We start from the raw sequence: 14442 nt of genomic DNA on the forward strand, positions 1-14442 counted from the left end.
TGCACCTCGGCGACCGGCCGTGCACCCGGCCGCTCCGGCCGGTTCACCGGCCGGGCCGTGTGCGTCGGGTCATCGCCGCCACCGCCCCGACCGTGGTGCCCGCGGCTGCCAGCCCGAACGCCGCCGCCATCCGGGCCAGCTGCCGGCGCCGGCCGTGCCAGCCGCCCTCACGGACCGCCTCCGCGTCTGGGCGGAAGACGTTCCCGCTGCTCTGCGCCGCCCGCGCGGGCCCGAACTGGGTGCGATGGACGTACCAGCCCAGCACCCCTTCGGCCAGTGCCGGCGCGAGCCGCCACTGCAGGCCCATCAGCCGCGCCGCGCCACCGGCGTACGCCTCGCGACGGGGCCGGCGCAGCAGCCGGACGATCGTCTCGGCCACCAACTCCGGCGGGTAGATCGGCGGCGGCGGGACCAGTTCCCGTCCGGTGTGGTTGCCGGCGTGCCGGAAGAACGGGGTGTCGATGGTGGCCGGCAGCACGGTGCAGACCGAGATGGCCCCCCGGCCGGTCACCCGCAGCTCCTGCCGGACGGTGTCGGCGAGCCCGCGGATGCCGTGCTTGGTGGCGTTGTACGCCGACTGGTACGGCATCGCCACCTCGGCCAGCACCGACGCGTTGTTGACCAGCACGCCGCCGCCGGACGCGCTCAGCCACGGCAACGCCGCCCGCATGCCGTACGCCGTGCCGAGCAGGTTGACCTCGACCACCCGGTGGAACTCCGCCACCGGAATCTCGTCGAAGAGGCCGACCGCGCTGACCGCCGCGTTGTTCACCCAGGCGTCGATCCGGCCGAACTCGGCCACCGCCCGAGCGGCCAGTTCCTCGACGGCCACCGGGTCCGTGACGTCCGTCGGCACGGCCAGCGCGCGGCCGCCCAGTTCCCGGCAGCGGTGGGCGACGGCGGACAGGGCGGGCCCACTGCGGGCGGCGAGGACGACGGCGGCGCACCGGCGGGCCAGGCCGTACGCCGTCGCGGTGCCTATTCCGCTGGAGGCACCGGTGATCACCACGGTTGCGTCGGCGAGCGGGCAGGTCAGCGGCATGCCTGGTCGGTACCCACGACCAGGCCGGGTCATGCCCGCCGAGGCCCCGCGATCCACCGTCGGGCCGGTGATCGACCCCGCGTGCCGGGACGCGGCGGGTTGGCCCGTTTGGCGGGATGGCGCGGGTGGCGATGGCGCGCGGGGCCGGGCCAGCCGGAGCACGCCGTGGGCCGTCCTCGTCGGCCTGTCGGTATCGGATCAGAACCGCCGGGACGGCCGATCGGCCCGGTCGACCTTACCCGCCAAGGGCGTCACGATTCCGCCCACCATCGGCCGGACCGGCTCGCACCACTCACGCTGACTGGTCCCGATCTGCCAGGTTTCGGCTCGTCAGCGCTCGGTTAATGGGACCCTCTGACCGGAGGATCATCCCTCGCAGATCGCATGGAGGTGCACCATGCGCGTCGGCCTCGTCTGCGCGCACGCCGGCCTCGCCCGGCATGCGGACGGCCCTGTCGTCGGCACCCACGAGCACATCGCCCGGGTCGCCGCCGAGCTGGCCGGTCGCGGCCACGACGTGCGGATCTACGAGCGCCGCGACGACCCGGCCCTGCCGCAGAGCGCCGAGGTCGACGGCTACCGCGTCGAACGGGTGCCCGTGGGACCGCCTCGCCCCACCCCCAGCGCCGAGCTCGTCGGGCACATGGCGGAGTTCGGGCGCTGGCTGGCCGGGCGGTGGGCCGGGGACTGGACGCCCGAGGTGGTGCACGGGCACTACTGGGTCGGTGGGTTGGCCGCCGCCCAGGCGGTCCGCGAGACGGACATCCCGGTCGTGCAGACCTTTCATTCCCTCGGCGTCGAGCAGCTGCGCCACCTCGGCCAGCGCTACGACGGCCCCGGGGAACGGATTCCGCTGGAGCGGGCGCTCACCCGTGCGGTCGACATCGCCATCGCCCAGAGCAACGACGAGGTCGACGAACTGACCCGGATGGGCCTGCAGCGCACCTCGGTGGCGATGGTGCCGACCGGGGTGGACGCCGTGCAGTTCCATCCCGACGGGGAAGCCGCCCCACGCGACCAGCGGCCCCGCATCCTCTCCGTGGGCGGCCTGTCGACCGGCCACGGCCAGGAGGACGTGATCCGGGCGCTGCGGCTGGTCGGCGATGCCGAACTGGTCATCGCCGGCGGGCCGCCGCCCGAGCAGCTCGCCACCCACGCCGAGGCCCGCCGGCTGCGTGAGCTGGCCGAACGCACCGGGGTGGCCGACCAGGTGAAGCTGGTGGGCGCGGTGCCGCACGACCAGATGGCCACCTGGTACCGCTCCGCCGACGTGGTGGCCTGCACCCCGCACTACGCCAGCGCCGGCCGGGTGTCGCTGGAGGCGATGGCCTGCGGCGTGCCGGTGGTCGGCTACGCGATGGGCGGCATCGCCGACGCCGTCGTGGACGAGGTCACCGGTCGGCTGGTGCCGCCGGGCGACGTCCGCACCCTCGGCGTCACGCTGCGCCGGCTCCTCGCCGACAACGCCGGACGGTTCGCGTACGGACACGCCGCCGTGGATCGGGTCCGGTGCAGCTACACCTGGGAACGCACCGCCGGCGCGCTGGAACGCCTCTACGAACGGGTGGTCGGGAAACGCAAGCCGGTCGAGGCGTGACCGGCGGCCCCTGACGGGCCGGTGCTCACCGGCTGGGTGGCACCGCCCGGCCCCGGGCAGCGCCGACCACCGCCCGCTCCCGTTCCCCGGCGACCGCGTGATGGTGCTGCGGCTCGGCGTACCGGGTCAACCCGATCACGGCGGCCAGGGTGACCAGGAAACCGATCGCGGCCAGCCACTCCCGCCCCGGCCAGATCTTGTCGTTGAGCAGCAGCAGACCGACGATCGCGGCGGGCACCGCGCCGGCGGCGTCCATCGCGGCGACCGCGGCCGTGGTGGAGCCGCGCTGCATGGCCAGGCCGAGCAGCAGTTGCCCCACCACGGAGTGCGCGATCAGCAGGTAGAGCAGCGGATCCCGGGCGAACGCCTCGACCGACGGCGCCGAGGCCAGCGGCCGGGCGGCGATCGCCGCCGCGGAGAAGGCCAACCCGGCCAGCGAGCCGAGCGCCACCGACCCGGGTGAGCCGTGCAGGCGTACCGCGAAGAAGCCGAGCACGCCGATGCCGCCGAGGGCGACCGCCAGGCCGATCAGGCCGGCGGTGCCGAGCGCCTTCGACGGGGCCGGCTGGGCGGAGAGCACCAGCGCGGTGATCCCGCCGAACAGGAGCATCAGCAGGATGATCTCGGCGGTCGGCAGGCGCCACTTCAGCACCACCACGCCGAGCACGGCGGTCACCCCGAGACCGGCGGCGACGCTCGCCTGCACCAGGAACAGCGGCAGGTCCCGCCGGGCCAGGAAGGCCAGCACGAACCCGGCCACCTGGCAGACCAACCCCACCACGTAGGTGCGGTGGCTGGCCAGCCGCAGCAGCAGGCCCGGGTCGAAGGTGTGGTGCACGGTCGTTCGGGCGGCGGCGACCGACTGCAACATGTTGGCGAAGCCGTACGCGACGATCATCGCCGCGAGAAAGCACCAGCCGGAGGACACCACCTGGCGAGGATAGAGGGTGCCGTCGGATCAGCGTGCGGTCGGCTGTCCCAGACGGCCGAGGACCTTCGCGTGCAACAGACCGTTCGTGGCAACCGCACTGGTCTCCACGGACGTCACTCCGCCCGGGGCGGGACGTCCCGCCAGGTCGGTGAACGTACCCCCGGCCTCGGTGACCACCGGCACCAGGGCGGCGACGTCCCACAGCGACAACTCGGGCTCGACCATCACGTCCAGTGCGCCCTCGGCGAGCAGCATGTACCCGTAGAAGTCGCCGTACGCCCGGCTGCGCCAGGTGTCCCGCATGATCTGGAGCACCGCCTCCAGCCGGCCCGCCTGCTCCCAACCGGTCAACGACGAGTAGCAGAAGCTCGCGTCGGCCAGGTCCCGCACCGCCGACACCCGGATCGGCTCGCCGGAGGCGGCGTCCGGTCCCGCGTACGCGCCCGCGCCGAGCGCGCCCCACCAGCGGCGGCCCAGCGCCGGGGCGGAGACCAGGCCGACCACCGGGCGGTCGTCCTCCAGCAGCGCGACCAGCGTGGCCCAGACCGGCACGCCACGGACGAAGTTCTTGGTCCCGTCGATCGGGTCGACGACCCAGCGCCGGCCCGCCGGACCGGTGGCGGGCTGCTCGCCGTACTCCTCGCCGAGCAGACCGTCGCCGGGACGCTCGCCGGCCAGCAGGGCCCGGATCTCCCGCTCCACGGCGGTGTCCGCGTCGGAGACGGGCGTGAGGTCCGGCTTCGCCTCCACCCGCAGGTCCTGCGCGCGGAACCGGGCCATCGAGATGGCGTCGGCGGCGTCGGCGAGCCGGTGGGCGAGGGCGATGTCGTCGGCGTACCCGGTCATGCCGGCAACGGTAGCGGCGGCCTGGACCTGCCTCGCCGGGCGGGTCGCGTGGATTCGGATCCGCTGCGCCGGGCGGGTCGCGTGGATTCGGTCACGACCCGGCGAGCGGGTCGCCTGGGTTGCGCTCCGGCTCCCGCGGGTCGCCCTCCCCCGAGCGGGAGGCCAGCAACCGGCGGTACGACGCCAGCCGGCGCGGATCGGCCCTGCCGGCAGCCACCCAGGCGTCCAACGCGCAGTCGGCCGCCTCGGCCGTGTGCGGGCAGTTCGGCGGGCAGTCCACCGTCGCCTCGACCAGATCCGAGAAGCCGTGCAGCAGACTCTCCGCGGAGACGTGGGCGAGCCCGAAGCTGCGCACCCCCGGGGTGTCGACGATCCAGCCCGGGTCGCCGTCTGCGCCGACGGCGGGCAGCCGCAACGCCACCGCGCTGGTGGAGGTGTGCCGGCCCCGGCCGATCGCGCTGACCGTGCCCACCGCCCGGGAGGCGTCCGGCACCAGCCGGTTGACCAGCGTCGACTTGCCCACCCCGGAGTGCCCCACCAGCACCGACACCCGGCCGGCGAGCAGGGCCCGCAACGCGTCGAGGTCGGAGTCCGGCCGGATCAGCACGTACGGCAGTTCCAACTCGGCGTAGTAGCCGAGAACCTGCTCCGGGCCGGCCAGGTCGGCCTTGGTCAGGCAGAGCAACGGCTCGATGCCCGCGTCGTACGCGGCCACCAGGCAGCGGTCGATGAAACCGGTTCGCGGCGGCGGGTCGGCGAGCGCGTTGACGATCACCAGCTGGTCGGCGTTGGCGACCACGACCCGTTCCAGCCGCCCCTCGGCGGTCGTCTCGTCGTCGTCGGCCGTCCGCCGCAGCACCGAGCGCCGCTCGGCGATCCGGACGATCCGGGCCAGCGCGCCGGCCGCGCCGGACGTGTCGCCCACCAGGCTCACCCGGTCGCCCACCACCACCGACTTGCGCCCCAGTTCGCGGGCGCGCATCGCGGTGACGGTGGGGGCGTCGGGATCGGCGGCGGAGGAGAGCACGCAGGTGTAGCGGCCCCGGTCGACGGCGATCACGAAGCCCTCGACCGCGTCGGCGTGTTGCGGCCGGGTCCGGGTCCGGGGACGCGAGGACTTCCCGGGCCGGACCCGGACGTCTTCCTCGTCGTACTCCCGCCGTCTGCCTGCCAGAACCGCCCCCTTGTCCGCGTCAGCTCTTGCCGGTCACCATCGCCGACCATAGCGCCGGGAACTCGGGCATGGTCTTCGAGGTGCAGGCCACATCGTCCACCTCGATGCCCGGGACGGCCAGGCCGGCCACCGCGGCGGCGTGCGCCATCCGGTGGTCGGCGTAGGTGCGGAAGACTCCGCCACGCAGCGGGCGGGGCCGGATCTCCAGTCCGTCGTCGCTCTCGGTGATGTCCGCGCCGAGTGCGGTGAACTCGCGGGCCAGCGCCGCGATCCGGTCGGTCTCGTGGCCCCGGATGTGCGCTATCCCGGTCAGCCGGGAGGGGGCGTCGGCCAACATGGCCAGCGCGGTCAGCGCCGGGGTCAGCTCGCTGACGTCGGAGAGGTCGGCCTGCAGCCCGTGCACCGTGCCGGTGCCCCGCACCGTCAACCCGGCGGTGGTCAGGGTGACCTCGCCGCCCATCCGTTGCAGCAGCGAGCGCAGCTGCTCGACCGGCTGGGCGCTGCTGTGGGGCCAGCCCTGCAACGTCACCTCGCCGCCGGTGACCAGCGCGGCGGCGAAGAACGGCACGGCACCGGAAAGGTCCGGCTCGATCTCCCAGCCGCGCCCCGCCAGCGGACCGGGCTCGACCGTCCAGACGTCCGGCATGGCGTCGTCGACCGCCGCCCCGGCGGCCCGGAGCATCCGCACGGTCATCCGCAGGTGCGGCGCGGAGGGAACCGGCGGGCCGACGTGCCGGACCACCACACCCCGGTCGAACCGGGCCCCGGCGAGCAGCAGCCCGGAGACGAGCTGGCTGGAGGCCGAGGCGTCGATCACCACCTCACCCCCGGTGACCCGGCCGGTGCCCTGCACCACCAACGGCAGGCTGCCGGTGGCGGGAGCGTCGATGCGGACACCGAGGGAACGCAGCGCGCCGATCAGCGGGCCGAGCGGGCGGACCCGGACCTGCGGATCGCCGTCGAAGGTGACCCGCCCCTCAGCCAGCCCGGCGACCGGCGGCACGAAGCGCATCACCGTGCCGGCCAGCCCGACGTCGACGTGGGCCGGGCCGACCAGCGGATGCGGCCGGACCAGCCAGCGGTCGTCGTCGGAGACCGACACGTGCGCGCCCATCGCCCGCAACCCACCGGCCATCAGCTCGGTGTCCCGCGCGCGCAGCGGAGCGTGCAGGGTCGACGGGCCGCCGGCCAGCGCGCTGAGCACCAGGGCCCGGGCGGTCATCGACTTGGAGCCGGGCAGGCGCAGCGTCGCTGCCACCGGATCGCTGGCGGTCGGAGCGGTCCACGGCTGCGGCGGCCGGGTCGCGGTCAGATTCCCCACAGTGACATTGTGCCAAGTCCGCCGGCTCGCGGAACCCGCACGGCGGCCCGACTCCCGGTTGGCGGGACAGCCGACCCGGGCGCGGGGCGTTAGCGTGGGTGTCATGTGCGGGAGGTACGCGACGACCCGGAGCGCCGGCGACCTGAGTGCGCTGTTCGAGTCGTACGACGAAACCGACGGCCGGCTCGGGCCGGACCACAACGTCGCCCCGACCGACCCGGTGCCGCTGGTCCGGCTGGACGCCGAGGCCGGGCGGTTGCTGTCGGTGGGGCGGTGGGGGCTGGTGCCACACTGGTCCCGCTCGGCGGCCGGCGCCGCCCGGATGATCAACGCACGCTCCGAGACCGTCGCGACCAGCCGGGCGTACGCCAAGCCGTTCGCCCGCCGGCGCTGCCTCGTGCCGGCCGACGGCTGGTACGAGTGGGTCCGCCGTCCCGACGGCGGCAAGCAGCCCTACTACATGACCCCCCGGGACGGCTCGGTGCTGGCCTTTGCCGGCATCTGGTCGCAGTGGGAGTCACTGCTCACGTTCAGCGTGCTGACCACCGCCGCCGTCGGGGAGTTGGCCGAGGTGCACGACCGGATGCCGCTGCTGCTGCCCCGGGAGCGGTGGGACGACTGGCTGGGCCCGGCAGACGACCCGGCCGCGCTGCTCGTCCCGCCCTCGCCAGGGTGGCTCGCCGGGCTGGAGATCCGCCCGGTGGGGCCGGCGGTGGGGAACGTCCGTAACGACGGGCCCGAGTTGATCCAACGGGTGCCGTTGCCGTACGAGCGTACCGGGGAGGAAACGACGCTGCTCTGAATGTCGTTCACTCGACATTGTCGCGTACCAATTGCCAGAGTTCCGGGCGAAACGTCGCTCGGATCTTCAGGCATGTTTGCTCGCAGACTCTTGTCTCCACCTCCATCGGTGCGATAGAACCGAGCGCCGGCACTGGGAGCGTTTTCGCGCGGTGCGAATGACGCCCGTCGATCTTGTCGGTCCCACGGGGGAGGTGGGTGTGATGACCCGGGCGCGTATGCCCCGACCGCACGAAGTGGCCGCCGCGCGACGCGATCCGCGACTTTTGCGCGCCTTGCGGGAGCGGCGACAGGACGAAGCCTGGCGGACCAGGGGAACCTGCCAGAGCGTGGATCCGGAAACCTTCTTTCCGGCGCCCAACGAGCCGGCCGACGCCGCCGTCGCGCTCTGTCGCAGCTGCGACGTCCAGGGGTCCTGTCTGGCCTGGGCCCTGGAGGTCGGCGACTGCCACGGCGTCTGGGGTGGCACCACCCCACGTGAGCGCCGCGCCATGCTGATCGCCTGGCGGACCGAGGTCCAGCCGGATCCGGACGCGGCCGACGACGCCGGCCCACCGGTGCGCGACCGCCTGCTCACCCTCGTGCCGCTGAGCTGACCGGCGGCCCGTCCGGTCCCGACGGGTCGGACAATGGTCCGGTGCCGGACCACGACGACGTTGACACTCCACGCGGGCCCGCCCGGGTCGAGACCGACCTGCCGGCCGGTCCACCCGTCGCCCTGCTCGTGCTCGGTCATGGCGCGGGCGGTGACGTCGACGCCCCGGACCTGGTGGCGGTCCGCGACGCCGTGCTCGGCGTCGGGATGGTGGTGGCCCGGGTGACCCAGCCGTACCGGGTGGCCGGGCGGCGCGCGCCGGCTCCGGCGGGGCACCTCGACGAGGCGTGGATCGCCGTGCTGTCCGTGCTGCGGGCGCGGCACGCCGGCGTACCCGTGATCGTGGGCGGGCGGTCCAGCGGCGCGCGGGTTGCCTGCCGTACCGCCGCCGCCGTCGGCGCCGCCGGAGTGGTGGCGCTCGCCTTCCCGCTGCACCCGCCCGGCAAGCCGGAGCGGTCGCGCGCCGGGGAACTGCGAACCGGGCTGCCCACGCTGGTGGTCAACGGTGACCGGGACCCGTTCGGGGTGCCGGCTGCGGGCGGTGCGGTCGAGGTGGTGGTCCGGCCCGGGGAGCGGCACGACCTGCGCCAGGACCCGGCCGGCAGCGCCGACGTGGTGCGCGGTTGGTTGCGGGGGCAGGGCTGGACCGTCCGCTGACCCTCCGCCGGCCCGCGCCGCGCGGTCCGGGCCGTGCCCGGAGGTGGCGTCGGTGGCCGGAGCGGGGCCGTGTCCGGGTGCGGTGGGTGGTCGTTGCATCGGATGGTGTCGGCGTCTGCTCCGGGCGACGGCGCCGTCCCTCCCAGGCCCTTCCTGGTCCCAGCGTCGGCCCCCGTCGAGGCGCCCAGCTTCGGTCACGCCGAGGCCGGGACCAGGAACGGGGGACATCCGGCGGAATGCCGGGGCCCGGACCGGGTGTTACCCCACCGGAGACAGACGTCTGGTGAGGGGGTGACCGGTGCCGACCGAGACACGGAGCCGGGAACGGGACGAACGGGAGGCGCGGCAGCTCAGGCAGTTGCTGGCGGCCCCGGAGTGGCCTGCGGCGGTGGACGGCCCGGCCGCGGTGAGCACGGGCACACCCGGCGGAACGGGACTTACGGGCAGGGCGGGACGCGTATCCTCGGCGGGAAAGCATCCGACGCGAGGGGATGTGCGGTTGACCACAGAGAAGACGGACGAGCGCAGGGCCCGCTTCGAGCGGGACGCGATGCCTTTCGTCGATCAGCTCTACGCTGCCGGGCTGCGGATGACCCGCAACCCGGCGGATGCCGAGGACCTGGTCCAGGAGACGTACCTGAAGGCGTATGCCGCCTTCCACCAGTTCGAGCAGGGCACGAACCTGAAGGCCTGGCTGTACCGGATCCTGACCAACACCTACATCAACTCCTACCGGAAGCGGCAGCGCCAGCCCATTCAGGCGCCCACCGACGAGATCACCGACTGGCAGCTCGCCGAGGCCGAGTCGCACACCTCCAGCGGTCTGCGCTCCGCCGAGACCGAAGCGTTGGACCGGCTGCCGGACAGCGACGTCAAGGAGGCTCTCCAGCAGTTGCCGGAGGAGTTCCGGCTGGCGGTCTACCTGACGGACGTCGAGGGTTTCTCCTACAAGGAAGTCGCCGACATCATGGGCACGCCGATCGGCACGGTGATGTCGCGGCTTCACCGCGGTCGACGTAATCTGCGCAAGCTGCTGGAGGGCTATGCGGCGGAGCGGGGGTTCAGCGCCGCGCAGTCCTCGAAGGGTTCGACCGCCGCCGGTCGGGAGGTGTGACGTGAGCTGTGGAAAGCCGCACGGAACGGACTGCCGGGACGTCCTGGCGGAGGTCTACCTCTACCTCGACCTGGAGTGCGCGGAGGAACGGCGCGAACTGATCCGGCACCACCTGGACGAGTGCGGGCCCTGCCTGCGCGAGTACGGCATCGAGCAGGAGGTGAAGGCGCTCGTGGCCCGCTGCTGCGGCAACGAGACCGCCCCAGACCAGCTGCGCGAGCGGCTGCGGATACGCCTCACCGAACTGGTGGTCTTCGAAGCCAGCGAGTCACGCGAACTCGCCGACTGACGTACGGACGACGGTGGCCCGGGTCGACTCGACCCGGGCCACCGTGCTCTCCGATCCTCGACGACGGGCATCCCGCCGGGCGAGGTCAGGAGTTGGGGCGCTTGCCGTGGTTGGCGCCGCTCTTCTTGCGGGCCTTCTTCTTGCGGGCCTTCTTCGCCATGTTGACCTCCTCGTGATGGTCGGATCCCTGCCGCGGCGACCCCGGCGCCGGTGCACGCACCGGTCCTTTCGGCGCTCGGGTCCGACACGCTGATGCTAGTGCGGCCGGACCCCGACACCGTCCGCCGGGGCGGCCGGTGTCCGCCCGGCCCGCGATCGTCCGCCGGTGCGGGCGCCGTCCGACCGACCCTCGGCGGAAACCTGGTAGTTCGGCGGAAGGTTGGGTCCGGCCGGCGGGTCGGAGGTCGCCGGCCGTCGTCACGGCGACGCGCGGCCCGCCGGCGGGACAGCTGCCGGGGTGCGCACTCGCTCTCCATCGCCGGACCGTCGCACCCGCGCCCACACCCGCGGCGGCACGACTGGCGCTCCCCGCCCGCGCGGCGTCTCCGCATGGTTGGATACGTCGGCAGGTAACCGCGAGAGGGAGGGCCGGGAGATGGCCGAGGAGATCCGCGCCGAGATGGTGGCCAACGTCTGGAAGGTCGTCGCGTCGGCCGGCGACACCGTGTCCGAGGGGGACACGCTGGTGATCCTCGAGTCGATGAAGATGGAGATCCCGGTCGTCGCCGAGTCCGACGGCGTGGTCCGGCAGCTCGCCGTCAACGAGGGCGACGTGGTGCAGGACGGCGACCTGATCGCCGTGATCGATTGACCGGCCCGACGGTCCGCCCGGCGACCCCGGCCGATCACGCCGCGGTCGCCCGGCTGACCGTCGCCGCGTACGAGGCGGACGGCCAGCTCAAAGGCGAGCACGGGTACGCCGCCGTGCTCGCCGACGTGGACACCCGGGCAGGCGCGGGCGCGGTGTTGGTCGCGGTGGACGGGGCGACCGGGGCGGTGCTCGGCTCGGTGACCTTCGTACTGCCCGGCAGCCCGTTCGCGGAGCTCTGCGGCTTCGGCGAGGCCGAGTTCCGGATGTTGGCCGTGGACCCTGTCGCCCAGGGCCGGGGCGCCGGGGAGGCCCTGGTGCGGGCGTGCGTCGACCGGGCCGTGGCGCTCGGCTGCACCGCGGTGGTGATCTGTGTGCGCGGCGGTATGGCGGAGGCCGCCCGGCGGCTGTACGAGCGGCTCGGTTTCGAGCGGGCGCCGGAGCGGGACTGGTCCCCGGCGCCGGGTGTGGAGCTGCTCGGTCTGCGTCTGGCGTTGTCGGGCTGAGGGCCGCCCCGGCGCGGGGCTCCGGCCGGGTGGGGTGCGCGACGGCCGGCTCCTGATCAGCGCCCGGCGGCTGCGGTGTCGACGTCGCCTCCGTCGGTGCGGCCCTCGTCGCCTCCGTCGGCCCCGGCGTCGCCGGTGTCGGGCTCGGTGATCTTCGGCAGCAGTTCGTCGGTGACCACGTCGGCAACCCACTCCAGGGACCGTTCGCCGGTGTCGGGCTCGGCAATCTTCGCCAGCAGCTCGTTGGCGACGTCCAGCGCGATCCGTCGGCGTTCGTCGTCGGTGAGGTTCGGCGCGCGTACCGCGAACCAGCTGCTGTGCACCGCGAAGAGGGACAGGGTGGCGCGCAGGTGGGAGGCGGGGTCGTCGTCGCCTCGGGCCAGCGCGTCGGCGACCCGCAGGATGCGTTCCCGCATCTGCTGCCCGGCGGCGAGGCTCTTCAGCACCGTCTGGTTCTGCTCGAAGAAGCGCATCACCGAGGACTGTTCGTTGGCGAACAGGTCGTTGGTGTAGCGGGCGAGCAGCGCGCGTCGGGTGGCCCCGCCGGCCGGCTGCTGCTCCGCCCAGGCGATCAGCTCGTCCATCCGGCGTAGCCGGTCCTCGACGAAACTGTTGACGATCTCGTCCTTGCTCCTGAAGTGGTAGTAGAGCGCCGCCTTGGTCACCCCGAGCCGCTCGGCGATCTCCCGCAGCGACGTCTTCTCGTACCCCTGCTCGGTGAAGAGTTCCAGGGCGACGGCCTGGATGCGCTCGCGCGTGCCGCCTGTGCTTTCCCTCACCTGGACCTCCTGGCCTGCTTGACCCGTTGCTCCATCCCAACTTACCGTACGGCTAGTAAGCTTGCTGGCCGGTCGGCAAGTAAGCGGATCGAACTCGTGGGGGGAGCTTACCGATGAGTCAGGAAGAGGCGGCGGTGCGGCCCAACGTCCGGCTCGTGCTGGTCGGGCTGATGATCGCGATGATGCTCGCGATGCTCGACAACATGATCGTCAGTACCGCGCTGCCGCGGATCGCGCTCGAGTTCGGCGGTGCCAACCACTTCACCTGGATCGTGACCGCGTACATCCTCGGCACGACGGTCTCCACCCCGATCTGGGGAAAGCTCGGCGACCTGTACGGGCGCAAGGGCGTCTTCCTGACCTCGGTGGTCGTCTTCCTGACCGGCTCGGCGCTCTGCGGGATGTCCGGTTCCGAGCTGCTCGGCGGCGTCGACAACGGCATGGTCCAGCTGATCGCGTTCCGCGCGATCCAGGGCCTCGGCGCCGGTGGTCTGATGGTCGGTGTCATGGCGAGCATCGGAGACCTGGTGCCGCCCCGGGAGCGGGGTCGCTACCAGGGCATGATCGCCGGCATCATGGCCATCGCCATGGTGGCGGGGCCACTCGTGGGCGGCTTCATCACCGACAATCTCTCCTGGCGCTGGGCGTTCTACGTGAACCTGCCGCTCGGCGGTGTCGCGCTGCTCGTCCTCGCCACCACCATGCACCTGCCGAGGTACCGCACGGAGCACAGGATCGACTGGCTGGGCGCGGCGCTGCTCTCTGTCGGCATCACCGCGATGGTGCTGGTCACCACGTGGGGTGGCACCCAGTACCCGTGGGCCTCGCCGCAGGTCATCGGCCTGGTCGTGTTGGCCGTGGTGACGCTCTGCGCCTTCGGCCTCGTCGAGCGGCGTGCCCCCGAACCGATCCTGCCGCTCGGCCTCTTCGCCACCCGCAACTTCGCACTGATCTCGGTGATCGGTTTCCTGCTCGGTTTCGGGATGTTCGGCGTGATGAACTTCCTGCCGCTCTACCAGCAGACCGTGCAGAGCGCCTCGGCCACCAACAGCGGCCTGCTGCTGTTGCCGCTGATGTTCGGCATGCTGGTGGTGTCGCTGGTCGTTGGCCGGGCCATCACGAGGACCGGCCGCTACCGGGTGTACCCGATCGTCGGTGGGGTGGTGATGACCGTCGGCATGGCCCTGTTGACGCGGCTCGACGCGGACACCAGCAAGACCGAGTCCTCGCTGTACCTGGTCGTGCTCGGTGTCGGCATGGGCTTCCTCATGCAGACCACGATGCTGATCGCGCAGAACAGCGTCGCGCAGCGGGACCTCGGCGCGGCCAGCGGCGCGGCCACCTTCTTCCGTTCCATAGGCGGCTCGTTCGGGGTCTCGCTGTTCGGCGCGATCTTCGCCCACCGGCTCGCCGACTCACCCGCCGGCGCCGCCTTCGGTGGTGGCGGCAGCGGCGAGGGCCGGAGCGTGAACCTGGAGATGCTCCGCGAGTTGCCGGCGCAGCTGCGCTCCGCGGTGCTGGGTGGCCTCTCCGACGCCATCTCGCACGTTTTCGTCTGGGCGGTGTTCTTCATCGTCGTGGTCCCGGTGCTGGCCTGGTTCATCCGGGAGGTCCCGCTGCGGTCGACCAACGACGCCCCGCCGGCCGACGCCACGCCCGAGGATCGGGCCGAGGTCGCGCTCGGCAAGGCCCGGACCGCCTGACCCGCTCCGTCGTGGGCCGTCGCCTTCCCGGGTACGGCGGAAGCCACTGGCCGCCGAGTGATCACCGTGCTCCGCGTGATCACCCTGCTCCGCGTGCTCCGGGTGATCACCCTGCTCCGCGTGCTCCGGGTGATCACCCTGCTCCGCGTGCTCCGGGTGATCACCCTGCTCCGCGTGCTCCGGGTGGTCGCCGCGACTTGATCGACTTTGTGTGCCGCAAGTGGCGGTATCGGGCGAAGCTGACACCGCCATTCGACGCAGACTGTGATGATCTTGCCG

Annotated in this window: 16 protein-coding genes and 1 pseudogene; 10 read left to right on the forward strand and 7 right to left on the reverse strand. The window is 73.0% G+C overall.

Going from position 1 to position 14442, the window contains the following annotated elements; translation table 11 throughout:
* Positions 1-43 precede the first annotated feature (43 nt).
* On the reverse strand, positions 44-1042 hold the full coding sequence (locus E1193_RS12425; RefSeq protein ID WP_132183335.1) for an SDR family oxidoreductase: 999 nt from the start codon (positions 1040-1042) through the stop codon (positions 44-46).
* Between the two features lie 397 nt (positions 1043-1439).
* Here E1193_RS12425 and E1193_RS12430 point away from each other — a divergent pair, with 397 nt between their 5' ends.
* Positions 1440-2639: a glycosyltransferase gene (locus E1193_RS12430; RefSeq protein WP_132183336.1), complete on the forward strand. Its 1200-nt coding sequence runs from the start codon at positions 1440-1442 to the stop codon at positions 2637-2639.
* Here E1193_RS12430 and E1193_RS12435 read toward each other — a convergent pair.
* The 4 genes and pseudogenes from E1193_RS12435 to aroA form a co-directional block, all read right to left on the reverse strand.
* A pseudogene (locus tag E1193_RS12435) lies at positions 2597-3537 on the reverse strand (hypothetical protein). The gene E1193_RS12430 and the pseudogene E1193_RS12435 sit on opposite strands and share 43 nt — an antisense overlap.
* 60 nt (positions 3538-3597) lie before the next feature.
* Positions 3598-4416 (reverse strand): histidinol-phosphatase, encoded by an 819-nt coding sequence (gene hisN / locus E1193_RS12440; RefSeq protein WP_132183338.1) that lies wholly within the window; start codon positions 4414-4416, stop codon positions 3598-3600.
* Between the two features lie 91 nt (positions 4417-4507).
* Complete coding sequence (gene rsgA, locus E1193_RS12445; protein ID WP_132183350.1) at positions 4508-5398, reverse strand: ribosome small subunit-dependent GTPase A; 891 nt, start codon at positions 5396-5398, stop codon at positions 4508-4510.
* 211 nt (positions 5399-5609) lie between these two features.
* Positions 5610-6911 (reverse strand): 3-phosphoshikimate 1-carboxyvinyltransferase, encoded by a 1302-nt coding sequence (aroA, locus tag E1193_RS12450; RefSeq protein ID WP_132183339.1) that lies wholly within the window; start codon positions 6909-6911, stop codon positions 5610-5612.
* Between the two features lie 103 nt (positions 6912-7014).
* Here aroA and E1193_RS12455 point away from each other — a divergent pair, with 103 nt between their 5' ends.
* The 5 genes from E1193_RS12455 to rsrA all read left to right on the forward strand — a co-directional run bounded on the left by E1193_RS12455 (position 7015) and on the right by rsrA (position 10367).
* Positions 7015-7713, forward strand: a complete 699-nt coding sequence (locus tag E1193_RS12455; RefSeq protein WP_132183340.1) for an SOS response-associated peptidase — start codon at positions 7015-7017, stop codon at positions 7711-7713.
* 202 nt (positions 7714-7915) lie between these two features.
* Positions 7916-8308 (forward strand): WhiB family transcriptional regulator, encoded by a 393-nt coding sequence (locus E1193_RS12460; RefSeq protein ID WP_132183341.1) that lies wholly within the window; start codon positions 7916-7918, stop codon positions 8306-8308.
* 41 nt (positions 8309-8349) lie between these two features.
* Positions 8350-8964 (forward strand): alpha/beta family hydrolase, encoded by a 615-nt coding sequence (locus E1193_RS12465; protein WP_132183342.1) that lies wholly within the window; start codon positions 8350-8352, stop codon positions 8962-8964.
* A gap of 298 nt (positions 8965-9262) precedes the next feature.
* Positions 9263-10078: a sigma-70 family RNA polymerase sigma factor gene (locus tag E1193_RS12470; RefSeq protein ID WP_132183343.1), complete on the forward strand. Its 816-nt coding sequence runs from the start codon at positions 9263-9265 to the stop codon at positions 10076-10078.
* 1 nt (position 10079) lies between these two features.
* Positions 10080-10367, forward strand: coding sequence for a mycothiol system anti-sigma-R factor (gene rsrA / locus E1193_RS12475; RefSeq protein ID WP_132183344.1), 288 nt, complete (start codon positions 10080-10082; stop codon positions 10365-10367).
* Positions 10368-10452: 85 nt separating this feature from the next.
* Here rsrA and E1193_RS33740 read toward each other — a convergent pair whose 3' ends face one another.
* A complete protein-coding gene (locus tag E1193_RS33740; protein ID WP_256370680.1) occupies positions 10453-10587 on the reverse strand; it encodes a hypothetical protein in 135 nt (44 codons plus the stop codon).
* 375 nt (positions 10588-10962) lie between these two features.
* Between E1193_RS33740 and E1193_RS12480 the strand changes: the two genes are divergently transcribed.
* Both E1193_RS12480 and E1193_RS12485 read left to right on the forward strand, forming a co-directional pair.
* Positions 10963-11178 carry a biotin/lipoyl-binding carrier protein gene (locus tag E1193_RS12480; protein WP_088992101.1) on the forward strand — a complete coding sequence of 72 codons (216 nt, stop codon included), beginning with the start codon at positions 10963-10965 and terminating at the stop codon, positions 11176-11178.
* Positions 11175-11681, forward strand: coding sequence for an N-acetyltransferase (locus tag E1193_RS12485; protein WP_132183345.1), 507 nt, complete (start codon positions 11175-11177; stop codon positions 11679-11681). The genes E1193_RS12480 and E1193_RS12485 overlap by 4 nt, the downstream gene beginning before the upstream one ends.
* A 56-nt stretch (positions 11682-11737) precedes the next feature.
* Here the strand turns inward: E1193_RS12485 and E1193_RS12490 are convergent, their stop codons facing one another.
* Positions 11738-12460, reverse strand: coding sequence for a TetR/AcrR family transcriptional regulator (locus E1193_RS12490; protein ID WP_132183346.1), 723 nt, complete (start codon positions 12458-12460; stop codon positions 11738-11740).
* Between the two features lie 113 nt (positions 12461-12573).
* Here E1193_RS12490 and E1193_RS12495 point away from each other — a divergent pair, with 113 nt between their 5' ends.
* On the forward strand, positions 12574-14163 hold the full coding sequence (locus E1193_RS12495) for an MDR family MFS transporter (RefSeq protein WP_132183347.1): 1590 nt from the start codon (positions 12574-12576) through the stop codon (positions 14161-14163).
* Positions 14164-14238: 75 nt separating this feature from the next.
* The gene (locus tag E1193_RS33745; RefSeq protein ID WP_279433328.1) at positions 14239-14364 is read left to right on the forward strand and encodes a hypothetical protein; all 126 of its coding nucleotides are present in this window, start codon (positions 14239-14241) and stop codon (positions 14362-14364) included.
* Positions 14365-14442 lie beyond the last annotated feature (78 nt).

The organism is Micromonospora sp. KC606 (genome assembly GCF_004348675.1).
Taxonomy (GTDB): Bacteria; Actinomycetota; Actinomycetes; order Mycobacteriales; family Micromonosporaceae; genus Micromonospora.